Origin of the sequence: Streptomyces sp. NPDC002138, assembly GCF_040296485.1 — a bacterium.
In the GTDB taxonomy this organism is placed as follows: domain Bacteria; phylum Actinomycetota; class Actinomycetes; order Streptomycetales; family Streptomycetaceae; genus Streptomyces.
On the sequence record NZ_JBEOXE010000110.1, the window covers coordinates 1 to 15,659 of the forward strand.

13 protein-coding genes are annotated in these 15,659 nt (G+C 73.6%); 4 read left to right on the top strand and 9 right to left on the bottom strand.

Annotated elements, in window-relative coordinates; all coding sequences use genetic code 11:
• The first annotated feature begins 655 nt into the window (after positions 1-655).
• Complete coding sequence (locus tag ABT084_RS36270; RefSeq protein ID WP_351053627.1) at positions 656-1,300, top strand: hypothetical protein; 645 nt, start codon at positions 656-658, stop codon at positions 1,298-1,300.
• Between the two features lie 276 nt (positions 1,301-1,576).
• On the top strand, positions 1,577-2,047 hold the full coding sequence (locus tag ABT084_RS36275; RefSeq protein WP_351053630.1) for a DUF8243 domain-containing protein: 471 nt from the start codon (positions 1,577-1,579) through the stop codon (positions 2,045-2,047).
• A 125-nt stretch (positions 2,048-2,172) separates the two neighbouring features.
• On the opposite strand, the gene ABT084_RS36280 is transcribed toward ABT084_RS36275, so the two are convergent.
• Both ABT084_RS36280 and ABT084_RS36285 read right to left on the bottom strand, forming a co-directional pair.
• Entirely contained in the window at positions 2,173-3,393 is a 1,221-nt protein-coding gene (locus tag ABT084_RS36280; protein WP_351053632.1) for an aminotransferase class I/II-fold pyridoxal phosphate-dependent enzyme, read from the bottom strand.
• Positions 3,394-3,441: 48 nt separating this feature from the next.
• On the bottom strand, positions 3,442-4,026 hold the full coding sequence (locus tag ABT084_RS36285; RefSeq protein WP_351053635.1) for a TIGR03086 family metal-binding protein: 585 nt from the start codon (positions 4,024-4,026) through the stop codon (positions 3,442-3,444).
• A 213-nt stretch (positions 4,027-4,239) separates the two neighbouring features.
• On the opposite strand from ABT084_RS36285, the gene ABT084_RS36290 reads away from it, so the two are divergent.
• On the top strand, positions 4,240-5,067 hold the full coding sequence (locus tag ABT084_RS36290; protein WP_351053637.1) for a class I SAM-dependent methyltransferase: 828 nt from the start codon (positions 4,240-4,242) through the stop codon (positions 5,065-5,067).
• Positions 5,068-5,202: 135 nt separating this feature from the next.
• On the opposite strand, the gene ABT084_RS36295 is transcribed toward ABT084_RS36290, so the two are convergent.
• The 7 genes from ABT084_RS36295 to ABT084_RS36325 all read right to left on the bottom strand — a co-directional run bounded on the left by ABT084_RS36295 (position 5,203) and on the right by ABT084_RS36325 (position 13,760).
• Entirely contained in the window at positions 5,203-7,173 is a 1,971-nt protein-coding gene (locus tag ABT084_RS36295; RefSeq protein WP_351053640.1) for a DUF5107 domain-containing protein, read from the bottom strand.
• A 65-nt stretch (positions 7,174-7,238) separates the two neighbouring features.
• A complete protein-coding gene (locus ABT084_RS36300) occupies positions 7,239-8,138 on the bottom strand; it encodes an arginase family protein (protein WP_351053642.1) in 900 nt (299 codons plus the stop codon).
• A 4-nt stretch (positions 8,139-8,142) separates the two neighbouring features.
• Entirely contained in the window at positions 8,143-8,820 is a 678-nt protein-coding gene (locus ABT084_RS36305) for a GNAT family N-acetyltransferase (protein ID WP_351053645.1), read from the bottom strand.
• A gap of 19 nt (positions 8,821-8,839) precedes the next feature.
• Positions 8,840-10,831: a prolyl oligopeptidase family serine peptidase gene (locus ABT084_RS36310; RefSeq protein ID WP_351053646.1), complete on the bottom strand. Its 1,992-nt coding sequence runs from the start codon at positions 10,829-10,831 to the stop codon at positions 8,840-8,842.
• Positions 10,832-10,842: 11 nt separating this feature from the next.
• Complete coding sequence (locus ABT084_RS36315; RefSeq protein ID WP_351053648.1) at positions 10,843-12,261, bottom strand: M20/M25/M40 family metallo-hydrolase; 1,419 nt, start codon at positions 12,259-12,261, stop codon at positions 10,843-10,845.
• A gap of 1 nt (position 12,262) precedes the next feature.
• Complete coding sequence (locus ABT084_RS36320; RefSeq protein ID WP_351053657.1) at positions 12,263-13,096, bottom strand: M55 family metallopeptidase; 834 nt, start codon at positions 13,094-13,096, stop codon at positions 12,263-12,265.
• Positions 13,097-13,313: 217 nt separating this feature from the next.
• Complete coding sequence (locus tag ABT084_RS36325) at positions 13,314-13,760, bottom strand: SRPBCC family protein (RefSeq protein ID WP_351053651.1); 447 nt, start codon at positions 13,758-13,760, stop codon at positions 13,314-13,316.
• Positions 13,761-13,988: 228 nt separating this feature from the next.
• On the opposite strand from ABT084_RS36325, the gene ABT084_RS36330 reads away from it, so the two are divergent.
• Positions 13,989-15,527 (top strand): alpha/beta hydrolase, encoded by a 1,539-nt coding sequence (locus tag ABT084_RS36330; protein WP_502969282.1) that lies wholly within the window; start codon positions 13,989-13,991, stop codon positions 15,525-15,527.
• The last annotated feature ends 132 nt before the right edge of the window (positions 15,528-15,659 follow it).

Genomic DNA, 15,659 nt, shown 5'->3' on the forward strand with positions numbered 1-15,659 from the left:
CGGACCCGAACCGCAGCAAGCTCCCCAGCCCTCATACAACCAGCGAACTACCAGACACACGCCGTGACAAGAGCAGCTAACAAAGCACTACTAGGGGGTGTCTGACGGATGTCCGCGGCGTCGCGGCGCCCGGCGCTGCTTTCAACACGCCCCGAAGAGTTGCCGCTCGTTTGCGTGTACACAGTGACCACTGGATCGAGGAAGCACCGAATGAGCCTGAGCGGTTGCTCGCCCAACCTCTGCCGAAGGCCGATGGCCGCGGCCGAGGATGCGATCACGGCCAGCCAGGTGTGAACTGAAAGGTGAGCGGAAGATGTTGGCCACTTCGGCAACCGTGCGGATGCACACCGATTGATCGCCTTCGATACCCGGCCTCCTGGTTCGCACCGGCGGTCGGCGAAGCGTGGCCCCAAGGGCCATCGCCCACTGGGCTGATGTGGGTCGGGGTCGCCTTCAGGTGGGTGGGCTGGTTGTCGGCAGCTCCCCCTCCGCTTCGCTGACAGGGAGCTGGACTCCTTCTACTCAGCCATTGCGGTCTGACCGAACCTCATGGCCGCGGTATTGCGCGCTGCTCGGGGCGCGTGAAGGCACTCGCGGCACGAGCGGAGCACTACTTCAGACGCGCCATTTCCTACTCCTCCCACCGGAGGCCGCCATGACGTCTCTTAGCCCTAATTCCCAGAGCACTCCGGTGCTGTCGGAGGAATTCCAGGAAAGATGGGTTCGGCGCGGTGAATCGCTCAAGCGACGCAGTCCATTCATCCCGGCCCTGCCAGTCATTCTCGAGGGGGAGCGCGTTGACGACATTGAACGGATGAACTTGGAATACCCAGGAGACCTGTACGTGACGCCAATGGTGCACAGATCGACTCTCGCATTGGCTGCCTTTGTCGACGCCAAAGAAATGCTGAGGAAAGCCCGAGAAGTGACGGAAGATGGCGAGCTGCGCAAGTTGCTCAGAGGGCACGCCCTCGGCTGCATCGCGGATGGTGATCCAGTGCGGCTGGTTCTCGACTGCTACGACAACCAGAATCTTGAGGGATCCAAGTTGAGGCTGGATCCGGAAGCCATGTGCCCAGACCTGTCCCGGATCCAGCGCGGCTTTTCGTACCAGCATCTCAATTGGGACAACGCCATTCGATCCGTCGACGCGTGCGCCTACCCGTACTCCGTGTCGAGTGATCCATGGTTCCACGGCATCACCCACTTCATCAATTTCCGCTGCTCGTTCAATGCGACCTCATTCGGCTACACAGGTTCGTCGGTCAGGAATTGGGGGACGCTGCCCCCTGATTACTGACCTCGAGGCAGGCTGCCGCCCGACGAAGCGACCCAAATGCGGGTGCTGCCGGACCATCGGAGTGCGGAGGGGCAGCAGGTGAGCAAGCTGCCCGCGGACGAGTTCACCGCCGCCGACGGTCGGCCCTGGATCGTCCACCGAGCCATTGCCGAACTCGGTCGGCACGCTGAGCCATTCGGCCGGGACCGGTCGGGGTAGTCGAGTGGTGGGGCCACCCGAGGGGTGCCAGCCTGGCAAACACGCCATGTCACGAGGCCGTACGGAAAGGTGCCCGAGGTGAAGCAGACACAGCTGACGCTCGACGAGGTTTTGGATCACCTCAAGAACAGGCCGGCGACGACGAGCACCTATCGCGTGGCGGAGGGTGTGATCGACGCCCTTCCGCTCACCGAGCTGCCTCACATGCGGGTGATGGACGAAGCGGAGACACAGGAGCTGGCCGACTACCTCGGTACCCCCGCGAGCTCGCTCAAGGGGACGCTCAAGGTGTTCGACACCCAGTGCTCCTACTGCGGGCGCCGCGTCACTTTCCTCGATTTCGCCAAATCGGCGGTCGACCTCGGCAGACACTCCAAGGACGGCCTGCGGGACGTGCTGACCGGCAGGAACGGGGCCTGGCTCACCATCCGCGGTCGCGACGGCGGCCGTCCGGTGAACTGCGCGCAATGCGGCAGTGACGTTCCCCGCGACGTGAAGATGAACGGCTCGTACTCCGAGTACTCGTCAGGCTCGTACGCGTACGCCTGAGGGAGTCTTCCGCCCGGTTCGCGCGGAGCTCGTCACGGTGGGTAAGCAGCCCCTGATGGACGACCAGGTGGTCGATGTCAGCCAGGCGGTCGGGGCGGGCGCTGAGGTCGGGGCGGGCGCCTAGGTCAGGCCAGGTCGGCGAGCACTGCCCCGAGCCGGTCCAGCGCCTGCCGTACGTAAGGGAGTTCGAGGGGGTCGGGCGCCCGCAGGGCGGCCAGCCGGTCCTCGGGGGTGGCGCCCAGCAGCGGGCCGGTCGACAACCGGAAGCGCAGCGCGCCCAGTTCGTCGGCGAAGCGCTGGCCCCCGGGCGCGGGGGCGCCGAGCCGGGGGCCCAGGTGGTCCTCGAGTTCCATGGCGTCACCGACTCCGTACCGGGCGAGGCCGGCACGCAGCGGGGTCAGGTCCGCGTAGAGGTGGCGCCCGGCGCGCGGAGGCCGGGCCAGCGCTCCGACGGCCAGCAGCTCGCGGTGCGCGGCCCCGGCGACCGCCGCGTGCAGTGCGGCGGCGGCGCGGCCGCGGGCGACGACGGCCGCGGGTTCGTCCAGAGCGTGCGCGGCGGCCGCGGCGACGGGGGCCGCGAGGAGCGCGCCGGTGGCGGTGAGGACGTCGAGCGTACGGGCGCGCAGCCAGGTGCCGCGCGCGGTGCCGGGGAAGCGCACGACGGCCGCGGGCCAGCCGCCGGGCAGCAGCGCGCCGGAGAGGTCGAGCAGGACGGCGGCCTGCTCGGGCAGCATCTCGGCGGGGCTGAGGACGGCGTCCTCGTGCGGCCGGTGCACGGTGTCGCGCCAGGTCTCGTCGCTGACCACGAAGAGTCCGGCGGACTCGGCCGCCTCGCACGCCTCGCGCAGGACCTCCGGCGGCGCCACGGTCGCGGTGGGGTCGTCGGCCACCGACAGGAGCAGCACCCGGGGGTCACCGCCCTCGGCGCGCACCCGGCGCACGGTCTCCAGCAGGGCGTAGGGGTCGGGCACGCCACCGCATTCGGCGGGCGTGGGCACGTGGTAGGCGCGCCGTCCCAGCAGCCGGACCTGTGGGGTCCACCAGGCGGGACAGGGCCGGGGCAGCAGCACGTCCCCGCCGTACGCGCCGAGCAGGGCCAGCAGCAGCGCGGGCGCGCCCGGCCCGGCGGCGACGGCGTCGGGCTCGGCGGGCAGCCCGCGCCGCGCCCAGTGACGGCAGGCGGCCTCGCGCACGGGTGCGCCGCCGCCCGCGGGCTCGGGTCCGGCGCGGCCCGCGGCGTCGGCGAGGACGGCGGCGAGCTCGGGCAGGACGGGCAGGCCCGGTTCCGGGGCCGGGGGCCCGTAGCGGACCGGGCCACGCCCCTCCGCCGTCGTGCGCCGCGTCACCGCCACCGCCCGCACCACCGCTTCCGTCCGCTACCGATGTTCATCCCGTCACGCCGCGCGCCCGACCAGCGCCAGCAGCCGCGTCTGGGCATCGGCGCCCGGCGGCACGTCCAGCGCGGCGGCGTACGCACCGCTCGCCGCGAGCCCGTCGGCGTAGGGCATGACTTCCTTGATCGAGAACTCGACGAGGCCGTCCGGGAGCCGCTCGTCGGCCCCGATGCCCCGGGCGAGGTCCCAGGCGTGCACGACGCAGTCGGCGGTGAGCTCGGAGCAGTACGCCGATCCGCTCGCCGGTCCGTAGGAGAGCAGCACGGTCCGCTCCAGCGCACCCGGCGCGGCGAAGGCCGCGTGGGCGGCGGCCGCGGCCCGGTCCCAGGAGGCGTTCGGGTCCTCGCCCAGCACGTCGCCGGAGAACGCGTCGCCGATGTCCTCGACGGTCCGCCCCTCGGTCAGCAGGGGCGGGATCCAGAGCTGCTCCCCGGTGACGTGGTTGACCAGCTCCCGCACGGTCCACTCCGTGCAGGGGGTCGGCGCGTCCCACTGGCCGTCCGCGATGGCGCGCACGTACGTACCGAAGAGCCGCAGCGCCTTCGCATGCTGGTCCAGCAGCGTGTCCGGCCGATGTTCTCCCACGGGTCCCACCGTCCTCTCGCGTCCTCACGCACCCTCCCGGCGGGGGCCGCGCCCCCTGCGAGACCACTGTCCTCGCCACTCGATTCCCCCGCTACCGGACCACCCAATCCCCGCTCCCCGCAAGGCTGGTGTCCACATATCAAAACGCATATCTCATATCTCGACATGATCCTCTACCGTGGTGACATCGCTTCGACGACGAGGAGTCACGCCATGGAGAGCGCGCCCGAGACCATCCGCGAGAGCGCCGTCTACACCCACGGTCACCACGAGTCGGTGCTGCGCTCGCACCGCTGGCGCACCGCGGCGAACTCCGCCGCGTACCTGACCGGCTCACTGCGCCCGGGCATGAGCGTCCTGGACGTGGGCTGCGGACCGGGCACGATCACCGCCGACCTGGCCGAGCTGGTCGCCCCGGGCCGGGTCACCGCCGTGGACGCCGCCGAGGACGTCCTCGCGCAGGCCCGGGCGTACGCCGGGGAACGCGGCCTGGAAGGCATCGAGTTCGGCGTGGCCGATGTGCACGCGCTGGACTTCCCCGACGACTCCTTCGACGTCGTCCACGCCCACCAGGTGCTGCAGCACGTGGGCGACCCGGTGCGGGCACTGCGCGAAATGCGCCGCGTGTGCCGCCCCGGCGGGATCGTCGCCGCGCGCGACGCCGACTACGCGGCGATGACCTGGTTCCCCGAGGTGCCCGGCCTGGACGACTGGCAGGGCGTGTACCGGCGGGTGGCCCGCGGCAACGGGGGCGAGCCGGACGCCGGGCGGCGGCTGCTGTCCTGGGCGAAGGCGGCGGGGTTCACCGACATCACGGCGACGGCGAGCGCATGGTGTTACGCGACGCCGGACGAGGTGACCTGGTGGAGCGAGCTGTGGGCCGACCGCACCACGGCGTCCTCGTACGCGGGCATCGCCGTGGGCGGCGCGCACACCACCGCCGCCGCGCTGGTGGAGATCGCCGCGGCCTGGCGCGCCTGGGGCCGGGAGCCCGACGCCTGGTTCTCGGTCCTGAACGGCGAGATCCTGTGCCGCGCCTGACCCGGCGCCGCGCCTGACCCCGCGCCGGGGCGGCCCGCGCCGCCCCGGTGACCCCGGCTGCTCCCGCGGCCCCGGCGACCCCGGCGGCCCTGGCGACCCCGGCAGCCGCGGCCCGCGCCGCTCCGGCCCGTGGCCTCAGTCCCGGGGCGGACGCATCCGGAAGTCGTAGCGCTGGGGCAGCGGGCGGTCGGTCAGCGCCGACCACACCTCGCCCAGCTCCTCGTCCCCCTCGCGGAGGTCCGCCACCTCGAAGCCCTCCTCGAACACCCGCAGCGCCGCGCCCACATGCCCCTCCGCCGCCAGCATCCGGGCGGCCAGCAGCAGGAAGCGGCCCTGTTCGCGCAGGGCGGGGCGCAGCCGCTCCCACACCGCGCGGGCCCGGGCCGGGCGCCCCGCCGCCAGCAGCGCGGTCATCGCCTCCCGGCCCAGCGCCGACTCGGCGGCCGTCCAGGCCGCCCCGCCCCGGCTCTCCTCGGCCAGGTCCGCGAAGGCCTCCGCGTACCGGTCGGCCGCCCGCTCCCGATCGCCCGCCAGCCGGTCCGCGACCGCCATGCAGCGCAGCAGCGGCCACCGCGAGGGCGCCAGCGCCAGGCCCCGCTCCCAGCTGCGCACCGCCTGGGCCACATCGCCCGCGTGCCACTGGGCGACGCCGAGGTGGTATTCGGTCAGCGGGTCCGCCGGGGCCGTCTCCAGCATGTCCCGCCAGTGCGCGGCGACCAGGCTCGGCCCGGGCGGGGTCACCCGGCGCGGGCTCGGGAACACCCCCGTGCGCCACAGCTCCAGCCAGGGCTCCTGGGCCTCCCCCAGGTCCGCTTCGACGAAGGGGGTGCCCGGCAGCTTGTGCCCGCCGCACAGCACCTCGAGCGCGCCCCAGCCCGACCCGGCGGCCAGCCGCTCTCCCGGTTCGTGGTCGGCGTACGGCAGCCACGCCGCGTACGCCGTGTCCACCCTCTCCCGGGGCAGCGCCGCCTCCAGCGCCCGCCCGGCCTCACCCCGGGCCGCCGTCCAGTCGCCGCCGTGCACCGCCCCGGCCTCCGCGGCCAGCGGCCCGTACGCCTCCAGCCAGCTGAACTCAGCCCCGCCCTCCAGCCGTACGTGCTCCAGCTGGGTCCGGGCGAGCCCGGCCTGGATCTCCGCGTAGCCCGGAGTGCCGGGCTCGGTCAGCCACTCCTGCCAGCGCCGTCCGCCGCGCCCCGCGCCCCACACGAAGAGCTTGCGCCCGCGCAGCCGCGCCGTGGAGGTCTGCGCCAGCCCGTACCCCTCGGCGTCCAGCGAGGCGATCCAGGGGCGGTGCCCGTCCGGCACCTCGTAGAAATAGTCGGCGGGGTACTCGCCGCGCAGCGGGTACGTGCGGTCCGCGCCCTCCCACTCCGGCACCGGGATCCGGCGCAGCGCGCGCTCGTACCCGAAGTGCCAGGCCTCGTCGGCCGGGGCGAGCACCCGGGTGCCCTCGTCCTCCGGGACGGCGGTGTTGGACCACCAGTACACGGGCGCGGCCCGCTCGTGCGGATTGCGCACGCGGACGCCGACGTAGAGGAACTCCGAGTCCTCGGGCAGCCACAGGTCCACCTGGAACGGCAGGTCGCGCAGCCGCTCCCACTCCCACATCCGGACCATCGTGGTGCCGTCGGGCGCGGGAACCAGCGCGGCGTGCAGCGGGGCGCAGGACAGCGTGGTGTGCCCGGTGGCGCCGATGTTCCACTCGATGCCGCCGGAGAACCAGGCGCCGTTGAGCGCGAAGGCGGCAGGCTGGAACACCGGGTTGCGGTAGAGCAGTTCGCGACCGGTCGACAGGTGGACGATCGAGTGGACGCGGCCGCCGAGCGAGGGCAGCACGGTCACCCGCAGGTGCTCGTTCTCCAGCACGATGCTCTCGAACTCGCGCTCGGCGCACTCCCGTTGGTAGCCGTCGAGCATCCGCACCGGCAGCAGCGATCTGAGCGGTCCGTAGCCGATCTGCCGGACCATCTCGCGGGGCAGCCCGCCCTGGGAGCGCTCGTCGAGCGCGTGGATCTCGGTGGGCCCGCCCAGGACGGGCAGGGGGTTCTCGGGCCCCAACGGGGCTGCGGGCAGCGTCAGTACGGAGCGTCGGACGATCGTGGCCATGAGGGAAATGGAACACGCCACGGCGGCCGAAGCACAGCCATACGGCGGATCACACCCGGTCAGGATTACGCAAAGGCCCCGGCCACCAGGTCCGCGAGGAGCGCCCCCGCACTGGAGTCCGGGTCGAGGTCGGGGTCGTAGACGGTGACGTTCAGCCCGACGCAGCGCGGGGACTTCACGAGGACGGCGAGCAGCTCGCCCAGTTCGTCGGGGAGCAGTCCGCCCGGTTCGGGACTGTCCACGGCGGGCATCACGCCCGGGTCCAGGGCGTCGGCGTCCAGGTGCACCCAGAACCCGGCGGTGACCGGCGGGCGCAGCCCTTCCAGCGCCACCCGGGCCACCGGTCCGGCCCCGGCTTCCCGGAGCTGCCCGACGGTGACGGCCATGATCCCGGCGGCGGCCAGCTCGGGCAGGTCCGCGTCCCCGTCCCGCAGCCCGAAGAGCCGTACGTCCTCGTCCCGCAGGTAGGGCGAGCGGCCCTCGATGTCGGCCAGGTCGGCCTGCCCGCGCCCGGTGGCCAGCGCCAGCTCCTCGCCGGCAGCGGCTCCGACGGGGCCGTTCACGGCCGCGTTCCCGGGGTGGCGGAAGTCGGCGGAGCCGTCGATGGCGGCCAGCCCGTACCGTCCGAGCCGGCGCATGGCGAGGCAGGCGCCGAGCTGGATCGAGCAGTCCCCGCCCAGGACGACCGGGAACTCCCCGTCCCGCAGGTGCTTCTCGATCCGGTCGGCGAGGGCCACGGTGTACGCGGCGAGGGCGGGGGCGTGGAAGACCCCGTCGCCCTCGCGCCAGTCGCCGCGGTCGTAGCGCGGCGGTACGAGGACCCCGCCCTCGCGCGCGCCGAGCCGGGCCAGCAGGCCCTGTTCGCGCAGTGCCCCGGCGAGCTTGTAGACCCCGGGGACGGCACCGGGGGCGGGCGGGCGGAGACCGAGATTGGACGGGGCGTCGAGGAGCACGATCGTTCGCATCTCCTCATCCTGCGTGATGCCGGGCCGCCGGGTCGAGCATCTCCGCGGTGATGGCCCAGCGTTCGTGGTCGCGCCACGCCCCGTCGACGTGGAGGAAGGCGGGTGAGAGGCCTTCTCGGCGGAATCCGAGGCGGCGGACGAGGGCGATCGACGCGGTGTTCCCGGGCTGGATGTTCGCCTCCAGCCGGTGCAGCCCGAGCCCGGGCCCGGACCCGGGCGGTCCGGCGGCGCCCGGTGCGGGGGCGCCCGGCGGCGGATCCGTCAGGGCGTGGCCGAGCAGCAGTCCCAGCGCCTCGGTGAGCAGCCCCCGTCCGGCGGCGTGCGCGAAGACCCCGTAGCCGATGGCCCCGCACCGGAACGCCCCGTGCACGATGTTGTTCACGTTGACGAACCCGGCGATCGCTCCGCCGTCGCGCTCGCACACCAGGAACCCGGCGCGGGTGCCGTCGTCGCCGCTCAGCCGGGCCGCGAAGGCCGCGTACTCCTCGGGCGTGTCCGGCGGGAACAGCCACGGCCGGTGCAGGTCGCGGCTCTCGCGCACGCGCCGGGTGAACTCGGGCCCGTCGGCGGCCCGGATGCGCCGCAGCCCCACCCGGGGCCCTTCGGCGACGTAGGGGACGTGCGGGACGTAGGGGACGTGCGCGACGTAGGGGGCATGCGGGACGTGCGGGGTGTCGGGCATCCGTCCACGCTAGGCCGTCTCAGGCCCGCAGCTCGAGCCGGGGGATGTCCGGGCGCTCGAACCCGAAGGTCTGGGCGTACAGGGAGAGTTCGGCCTCCAGGGCGCGGACGATGGTGTCCGCCCGGCGGAAGCCGTGGCCCTCGCCCTCGAAGGCGAGGTAGGCGTGGGGCACCGAGCGGCCCCGCATGGCGGCCAGGAAGCGTTCCGCCTGGGAGGGCGGGCACACCGCGTCGTCCAGGCCCTGGAGCAGGACGAACGGCGCGGTGATCCCGTCCGCGCGGGCCAGCGGCGAGAGCTCGCGGCAGCGGACGGCCAGGGTTTCGGGCGGCCCGGCGAGGCCGTCGATGTACCGGGATTCCAGGTCGTGGGTCTCGGCGGCGAAGCCGATGAGGTCGAGCACCGGATAGCTGACCGTGCCGCAGGCGTACAGGTCGGTCGCGGCCAGCGAGGCCGCCGCGGTCCAGCCGCCCGCGCTGCCGCCGCGGATGGCGAGGCGGGCCGGGTCGGCGGTGCCCTCGGCGGCCAGCGCGCGGGCCACCGCGGCGCAGTCCTCCACGTCGACCACGCCCCACTGCTCGCGCAGCCGCTCGCGGTAGGCCCGGCCGTAGCCGGTGGACCCGCCGTAGTTGACCTCGGCCACCCCGATGCCGCGGGAGGTGAAGTAGGCGATGTGCAGGTCGAGTACGGGCGGCACGTGGTCGGTGGGCCCGCCGTGCGCCCACACCACGTACGGCGGGAGTTCGTCGGCGGCGGCGCGCAGGGTGGGGTGGTGCGGCGGGTAGACGTGCGCGTGGATCTCGCGGTCGTCGGGGCCTAGGAAGGTCCGGCTCAGCGGTTCGGGGTAGTACGCCGGGTCCACCGGGCCGGGCCCGCGGCGGCCGCCCCCGCTGCCCACGGGCCGGGCGTGGCCGCTCGCGGTGTCCAGCTCGACCACCTCGTACGGACTGCGGGGGCTGGCCGCGACGCCGTAGACGCGGGTGTCGTGCGCGGCCAGGGTCGGCTGCCAGGCGGTCCAGGGGCCGGCCGCGTCCACCAGGTCGCCGGTCTCCGGGTCGAGGACGGCGAGCACCGAGGAGCCCTGGCCGTGGAGGACGGCCACGGGGCCCTCGGCCAGCGGCGCCAGCCAGCTCAGGCCCGGCTTCCAGAGCGGGCCGCCGAACTCCTCCTCGCGCGGGCAGAGGTTGACGGGCTCCCCGCCGGTGAGGCCGACCCGGTACGGGTTCCACCAGCCGCCCCGGTCGCTGACCGCCAGGAGGCTTCCGTCGGCGGCCCACGCGGCCTGGGCGACGGCTTCGTCCGGGCCACCGAGCACGGTACGGATCCCGGTGAGGCCGCCGTCACCGCTCACCTCGGCCAGGAGCAGCTCGGTCCCGTCCCACGGCATCCGCGGGTGGTCCCAGACCAGCCAGGCCGCCCGCAGCCCGTCCGGCGAGAGCCGGGGTCCGGTGCTGAACCGGTGCCGGTCATCGGTGAGTTCGCGCACCGCCGACCGGTCGTCGGCGGCGGATCCGTCCAGCGGTACGGCCGCCAGGACCCGGCGCACATCGGTCGGGGCGGGCCCGGTGAACTCCTCCATGACGCACCACGCGGCGCCCCCGCGCAGCACCGGGTCCACCCAGCGCAGCCCGGCGCCCGCCCGGCCGAGGGGGGTGAGCGGGCGGGGCCGGGCGCCGGGGGCGTCCGGTGCGTACGCGTAGAGCCGCTGGTCGTCGAAGTGCGTGAAGACCACCAACGGGCCGGATCCGTCGGCCTGTTCGATGCCGGCCCAGGGCATCCCGCCGTATTCGGTGAAGCGGCTGCGCACGTTCCACGGCGCGGGCAGCACCGAGGTCGCGGGGCCGCCGTCGGCGGGCCGGCGGACCAGGGTGCGGCGGCCGCCCTCCCCGGGGCGCGGCTCCGTCCACCACACCTCGGGGCCGACCGTGCCGACGTACTCGGGCCGCCCGTCGTGGGAGGCGGCGAGCGCCGCGTCGATGGGCGAGGGCCAGGTGCCGTAGGGCGCGGTCGGCACGGCGGGGACCATCACAAGGTCCGCAGCGCGCGGTCGAGGACCCGGACCCCGAAGTGCAGGGCGTCGACGGGGACCCGTTCGTCCACTCCGTGGAAGAGGGACCAGTAGTCGAAGCCGGGGGGCAGCTTGAGCGGGGAGTAGCCGTAGCCGGTGATGCCGAGGCGGGAGAACTGCTTGGCGTCGGTGCCGCCCGCCATGCAGAAGGGCACCACGTGGCCCTCGGGGTCGAAGTGCTCGACGGCCTCGCGCAGGATTCCGAACGTCCGTCCGTGGACCGGCGCTTCGAGGGCCGTCTCGCGGTGGTGGAACTCCCAGTCCACGTCGGGTCCGGTGAGCGCGTCGAGGGTGGCGCGGAACTCCGGCTCGCCGCCGGGCAGCGTCCGGCCGTCGATGTAGGCGGTGGCCTGGCCGGGGATGACGTTCAGCTTGTAACCGGCGCTGAGCATGCTGGGGTTGGCGCTGTTGCGCACGGTTCCCTCGACCAGCAGGGCGGCGGGTCCGAGCCGCGCCAGTACGGTGTCGAGGTCGAATCCGGGGGCCCTCGGGTCGATGGACAGGCCCTGGAGCGCGGCGAGTTCGGTGAGGCAGGCGGCGACGGTGTCGGTGATGCGCACCGGCCACGCGTACTCGCCGATCCGGGCGACGGCGGCGGCGAGCCGGGTGACGGCATTGGCCCGGTTGGGCTTCGAGCCGTGCCCCGCGGTGCCGCGCGCCGTCAGCTTCAGCCAGGCGGTGCCGCGTTCACCGGCCGCGATGGGATAGATGGCGCTGCCGGGTCCGGTGTGCACGGTGAAGGCCCCGGATTCACTGAGCCCTTCCGTACAGCCCTCGAAGAGGTGGGCGTGCTCTCCGGCGAGGAAGTCGGAGCCGTCGACGGCACTGTCCTCCTCGTCGGCGGTGAACGCGATCACGATGTCGCGCCGCGGCCTGACCCCCGCGCGGGCCCAGGCCCGGACGACGGACAGGATCATCGCGTCCATGTTCTTCATGTCGACGGCCCCGCGGCCCCAGACGACCCCGTCGCGGACCTCGCCCGAGAAGGGGTCCACGCTCCATTCGGCCGCCTCGGCGGGCACCACGTCCAGGTGGCCGTGGACGAGCAGCGCCTCGGCCGTGGGATCGGTGCCCGCGATCCGGGCGACCACGTTGGTGCGGCCCGGGGTGCGCTCCAGCAGGACGGGCTCCAGCCCGGCGGCGGCGAGGCGTTCGGCGGCGTATTCGGCGGCGGGGCGCTCCCGGCAGTCGCCGCCGCCCCGGTTGGTCGTGTCGATGCGGATCAGACCGGAGGTGAATTCGACGACCTCGTCGAGCGCGAGCGCGTCGACGGCCGGTCCCGCCGCGTCCCCGGCGCGCCCCGTATCCCTCGCGGGCGCCGCGTTCCCCACACCTGCCACGTCCACCGTGTCCGTCCCGTCGAGAACCTGTTCCATGTCACCCATACTGCTCCTCCACCGCCGCGGAGACGATCGTCGTGACCGTCTTGAAGGTCCGGATCCCCTCGTACATCGCCCCGCTGGTGTAGGCGATCCTGCGCTCACCGGTCCGCTCGACCCCCGGCACGACGGTCGCCGACATCGCCAGGTGCTCGGCGTCGAACTCCACCTCGACCGTGAAGGGGCCGCGGGCCACCGGCTCGTGGCGCACGGCGAGCGCGGTGGCGGCCTTGGCGGCCGTGCGGATGTCGGCGGCGGTCCGGGCGGGGGTGCGGCACACCGCGGCGTAGCGCGAGACGTGGTCCTTCACGGCGACGGTCCGGGCGTGCGGGGCGTACCCGGCGGCGTCGCGGCAGGTGAGGTCGTCGCCGGTGACCAGGACGACGGGGACGCCGTATTCGGCGACCACGAGGGAGTTCAGGCGTCCCTCGCTCGCGCGGACGCCGTTCACCCAGACGCCGGTGATGGAGTTGGCGAGGTAGGTGTGGGCGAGGACGCCCTCTTCACCCGCTCCGGTGTGGTAGCCGACGAAGGCGATCCCGTCGACGTCGCCGTGCTGGACCCCTTCGACCATGGAGAGGGCCTTGTGGCGGCCGGTGAGCATCTGGACGCGCTCGTCGAGCCGCTCCAGCAGCAGGTTGCGCATGGTCCAGTGGGCTTCGTTGACGAGCACCTCGTCGGCGCCGCCGTCGAAGAAGCCGAGGGCCGCCGCGTTCACGTCGGAGGTGAACAGCGCGCGGCAGCGTTCCCACTGGGGCGTGCCGGGCAGGACGTCCGCGGGCCAGGTGACGCCGGTGGCGCCTTCCATGTCCGCGGAGACGAGGATCTTCATCAGGGCCCCCGGACGGTCGGTCACGACACAGGTGCCACAGCCTATCCAGGGCCCCCGCCGGCGCCCAGGGTACGGCGCGCCGGTCGCCGGGCCCGCGGGCCGCGGTCGCCCGCGCGCCGGGAAGTCCACTCGAACCGGTGAGCCGCCCGGAGCGCGCCCACCGGTCCGCGGGAGGGGAAGGGCCGGCGAGGGGGCCGGCGAAAGGGGCCGGCCGGGGCTAGCCCTTCTCGACCTCGGTGGCCAGGTTCTCCAGCACGCTGTCGTAGATCCGGCCCAGGCCCTTGGGCGCGAAGGTGCGCTCGAAGAAGCCGCCGATGCCGCCCGCGCCGTTCCACACGGTGCTGACCACGGCCCTGGACTTGCCCGCGCCCGCCGGGGTCACGGTCCAGGTGGTGACCATGGAGGAGTTGCGGTCCTTCTCCACGAGCTGCCCGTCCGTGGGCTCGGTGACCTCCAGCAGGCAGTCGCGCACGCGCTTGCTGGTGGCCTGGAGCTTCCAGTGGACCAGGGTGCCCTCGCCGTCGCCGCCCTCGCGCACCTCGTACTCGCTGAAGTGCTCGGGGAGCAGCTTGCCCCGGGTGCCGCTGTAGTCCGCCAGCGCGTCGAACACGGTCTCCGCGTCAGCCGCGATGACCCGCTCCGTGGTGGCCTCGACCTGCGCCATAGCTGTTCCTCCAGCAGTTGTGTTCACTCGTCCCCCGCAAGCCAATCACCTCCTCGTCGACCGCCCAAATCCGGCTCCGCCGCCGCCCCGGTACTCCATCTGCGGCCGGGGGCGCCGCTGAACCGTCATCAGATCGGGCCAATACGCCGCACAATCCCGGCTTGGGCCCGCCGGTTCCGGGACGATTCCCCCCAGAACCCTCGGCTGGGAGGCCCCATGATCCGCCCCTTGACGAAGCGCGCCGCGGTGCTGCTGTCCGTCGCCACCGTCGCCACCGCCCTCGCGAGTCCGGTCACGGCCGCCGCCCCGGCCGGTCCGGCCCTGCGCTGGACCGACTGCAAGACGGCGCGTTACCCGACGCTCCAGTGCGCCACCCTCCCGGTGCCGCTGGACCACGCGCATCCCGAGGGGCGCCGGATCTCCCTCGCCCTGACCAGGGTCCCGCACACCGGCAAGACCTCCCAGGGGCCCCTGCTGGTCAACCCCGGCGGCCCCGGCGGCAGCGGGCGCGCCCTGGCCGGGTACGTCGCCGCCGCGCTCCCCAAGGCGGTGGCCGCGCAGTACGACGTCATCGGCTTCGACCCGCGCGGCGTCGGCAAGAGCGAGCCCGTCCTGGACTGCGGCGGGGACCACTTCAAGCCCGTACGCCCGGACTCCGTGCCCCTCGACCCGGCCGTCGAGCGGGCGAACCTGGAGCGGGTGCGGTCGTTCGCCGAGTCCTGCCAGTCCCGGCACGCGGACGTCCTCCCGTACATCGACACCGTGTCGGCCGCCCGCGACATCGAGCTCATGCGGGTGGCGCTCGGCGCGCCGCGGATCAGTTACTTCGGCTACTCGTACGGGACGTACCTGGGCGCCGTCTACGCGAAGCAGCACCCGGAGCGCGTGCACCGGCTGGTGCTGGACTCCATCGTCGACCCGGGCGGGGTCTGGTACGGCGACAACCTCGCCCAGGACCGCGCCTTCAACGCCCGCCACAAGGCCTTCCTGGCCTGGGTCGCCCGCTACGACGCCCAGTACCACCTGGGCACCGACCCGGCGGTGGTCGAGAAGCGCTGGTACGCGATGCGGGAGGCCCTGCGCGTCGACCCGGCGGGCGGCAAGGTGGGCGCGGCCGAGCTGGAGGACACCTTCATGCCGGGCGGCTACTACAACGGCTACTGGCCGAACCTCGCGGAGGCCTTCGCCTCCTACGCGGCGCGCGGTGAGACGAAACCCCTGGTGGCCGCCTACGAGAAGTTCGGCGCGGTGGAGCCCTCGGCGGGCAACAGCTACAGCGTGTACACGGCGGTCCAGTGCCGGGACTCGGCCTGGCCGAAGGACTGGAACACCTGGCGCGCCGACATGTGGCGCACGCACGCCGAAGCGCCCTTCATGACCTGGAACAACGCCTGGTACAACGCCCCCTGCGCGTTCTGGCCGACGGCGCCGCTGGCCGCGCCGGACGTCACCAACGCAGACCTGCCGCCCGCCCTGCTCTTCCAGGCCACCCTGGACGCGGCGACCCCGTTCGAGGGCGGGGCGCGCATGCGCGACAAGCTCAAGAACTCGGCCCTGGTCGTCGAGGAGGGCGGCGGCAACCACGGCATCGCGCTCAGCGGCAACGCCTGCCTCGACGAGAAGCTGGCCGCGTACCTGACGACGGGCAAGGCGGCCGACGCGACCTGCGCGGCCCGCCCCGACCCCAAGCCGGCCGCGGCGACCCGCGCGGTGCCGGCGACCGCGGGCGGCTCGACCCTGCACGGCATGCTGGGCTTCCGCGGCTAGGGCCGTACGCCGGAAGGTTCTCCGGCGTACGGGGCGGGCCTAGGGGGTGTCTGACGGATGTGCGTGGGGAAGGAGGGGTGTCCGGTGCGTGCTCTCGGTGCGCCGACCGGAGGCCCGTGTACTGGACGTACT

Bases quoted from the DNA above. Each gene is read 5' to 3' on its own strand.
- ABT084_RS36270 (WP_351053627.1), top strand. From the start codon at position 656: ATGACGTCTCTTAGCCCTAATTCCCAGAGCACTCCGGTGCTGTCGGAG.
- ABT084_RS36300 (WP_351053642.1), bottom strand. From the start codon at position 8,138: ATGCGAACGATCGTGCTCCTCGACGCCCCGTCCAATCTCGGTCTCCGC.
- ABT084_RS36315 (WP_351053648.1), bottom strand. From the start codon at position 12,261: ATGGAACAGGTTCTCGACGGGACGGACACGGTGGACGTGGCAGGTGTG.
- ABT084_RS36290 (WP_351053637.1), top strand. From the start codon at position 4,240: ATGGAGAGCGCGCCCGAGACCATCCGCGAGAGCGCCGTCTACACCCAC.
- ABT084_RS36320 (WP_351053657.1), bottom strand. From the start codon at position 13,096: ATGAAGATCCTCGTCTCCGCGGACATGGAAGGCGCCACCGGCGTCACC.
- ABT084_RS36305 (WP_351053645.1), bottom strand. From the start codon at position 8,820: ATGCCCGACACCCCGCACGTCCCGCATGCCCCCTACGTCGCGCACGTC.
- ABT084_RS36295 (WP_351053640.1), bottom strand. From the start codon at position 7,173: ATGGCCACGATCGTCCGACGCTCCGTACTGACGCTGCCCGCAGCCCCG.
- ABT084_RS36325 (WP_351053651.1), bottom strand. From the start codon at position 13,760: ATGGCGCAGGTCGAGGCCACCACGGAGCGGGTCATCGCGGCTGACGCG.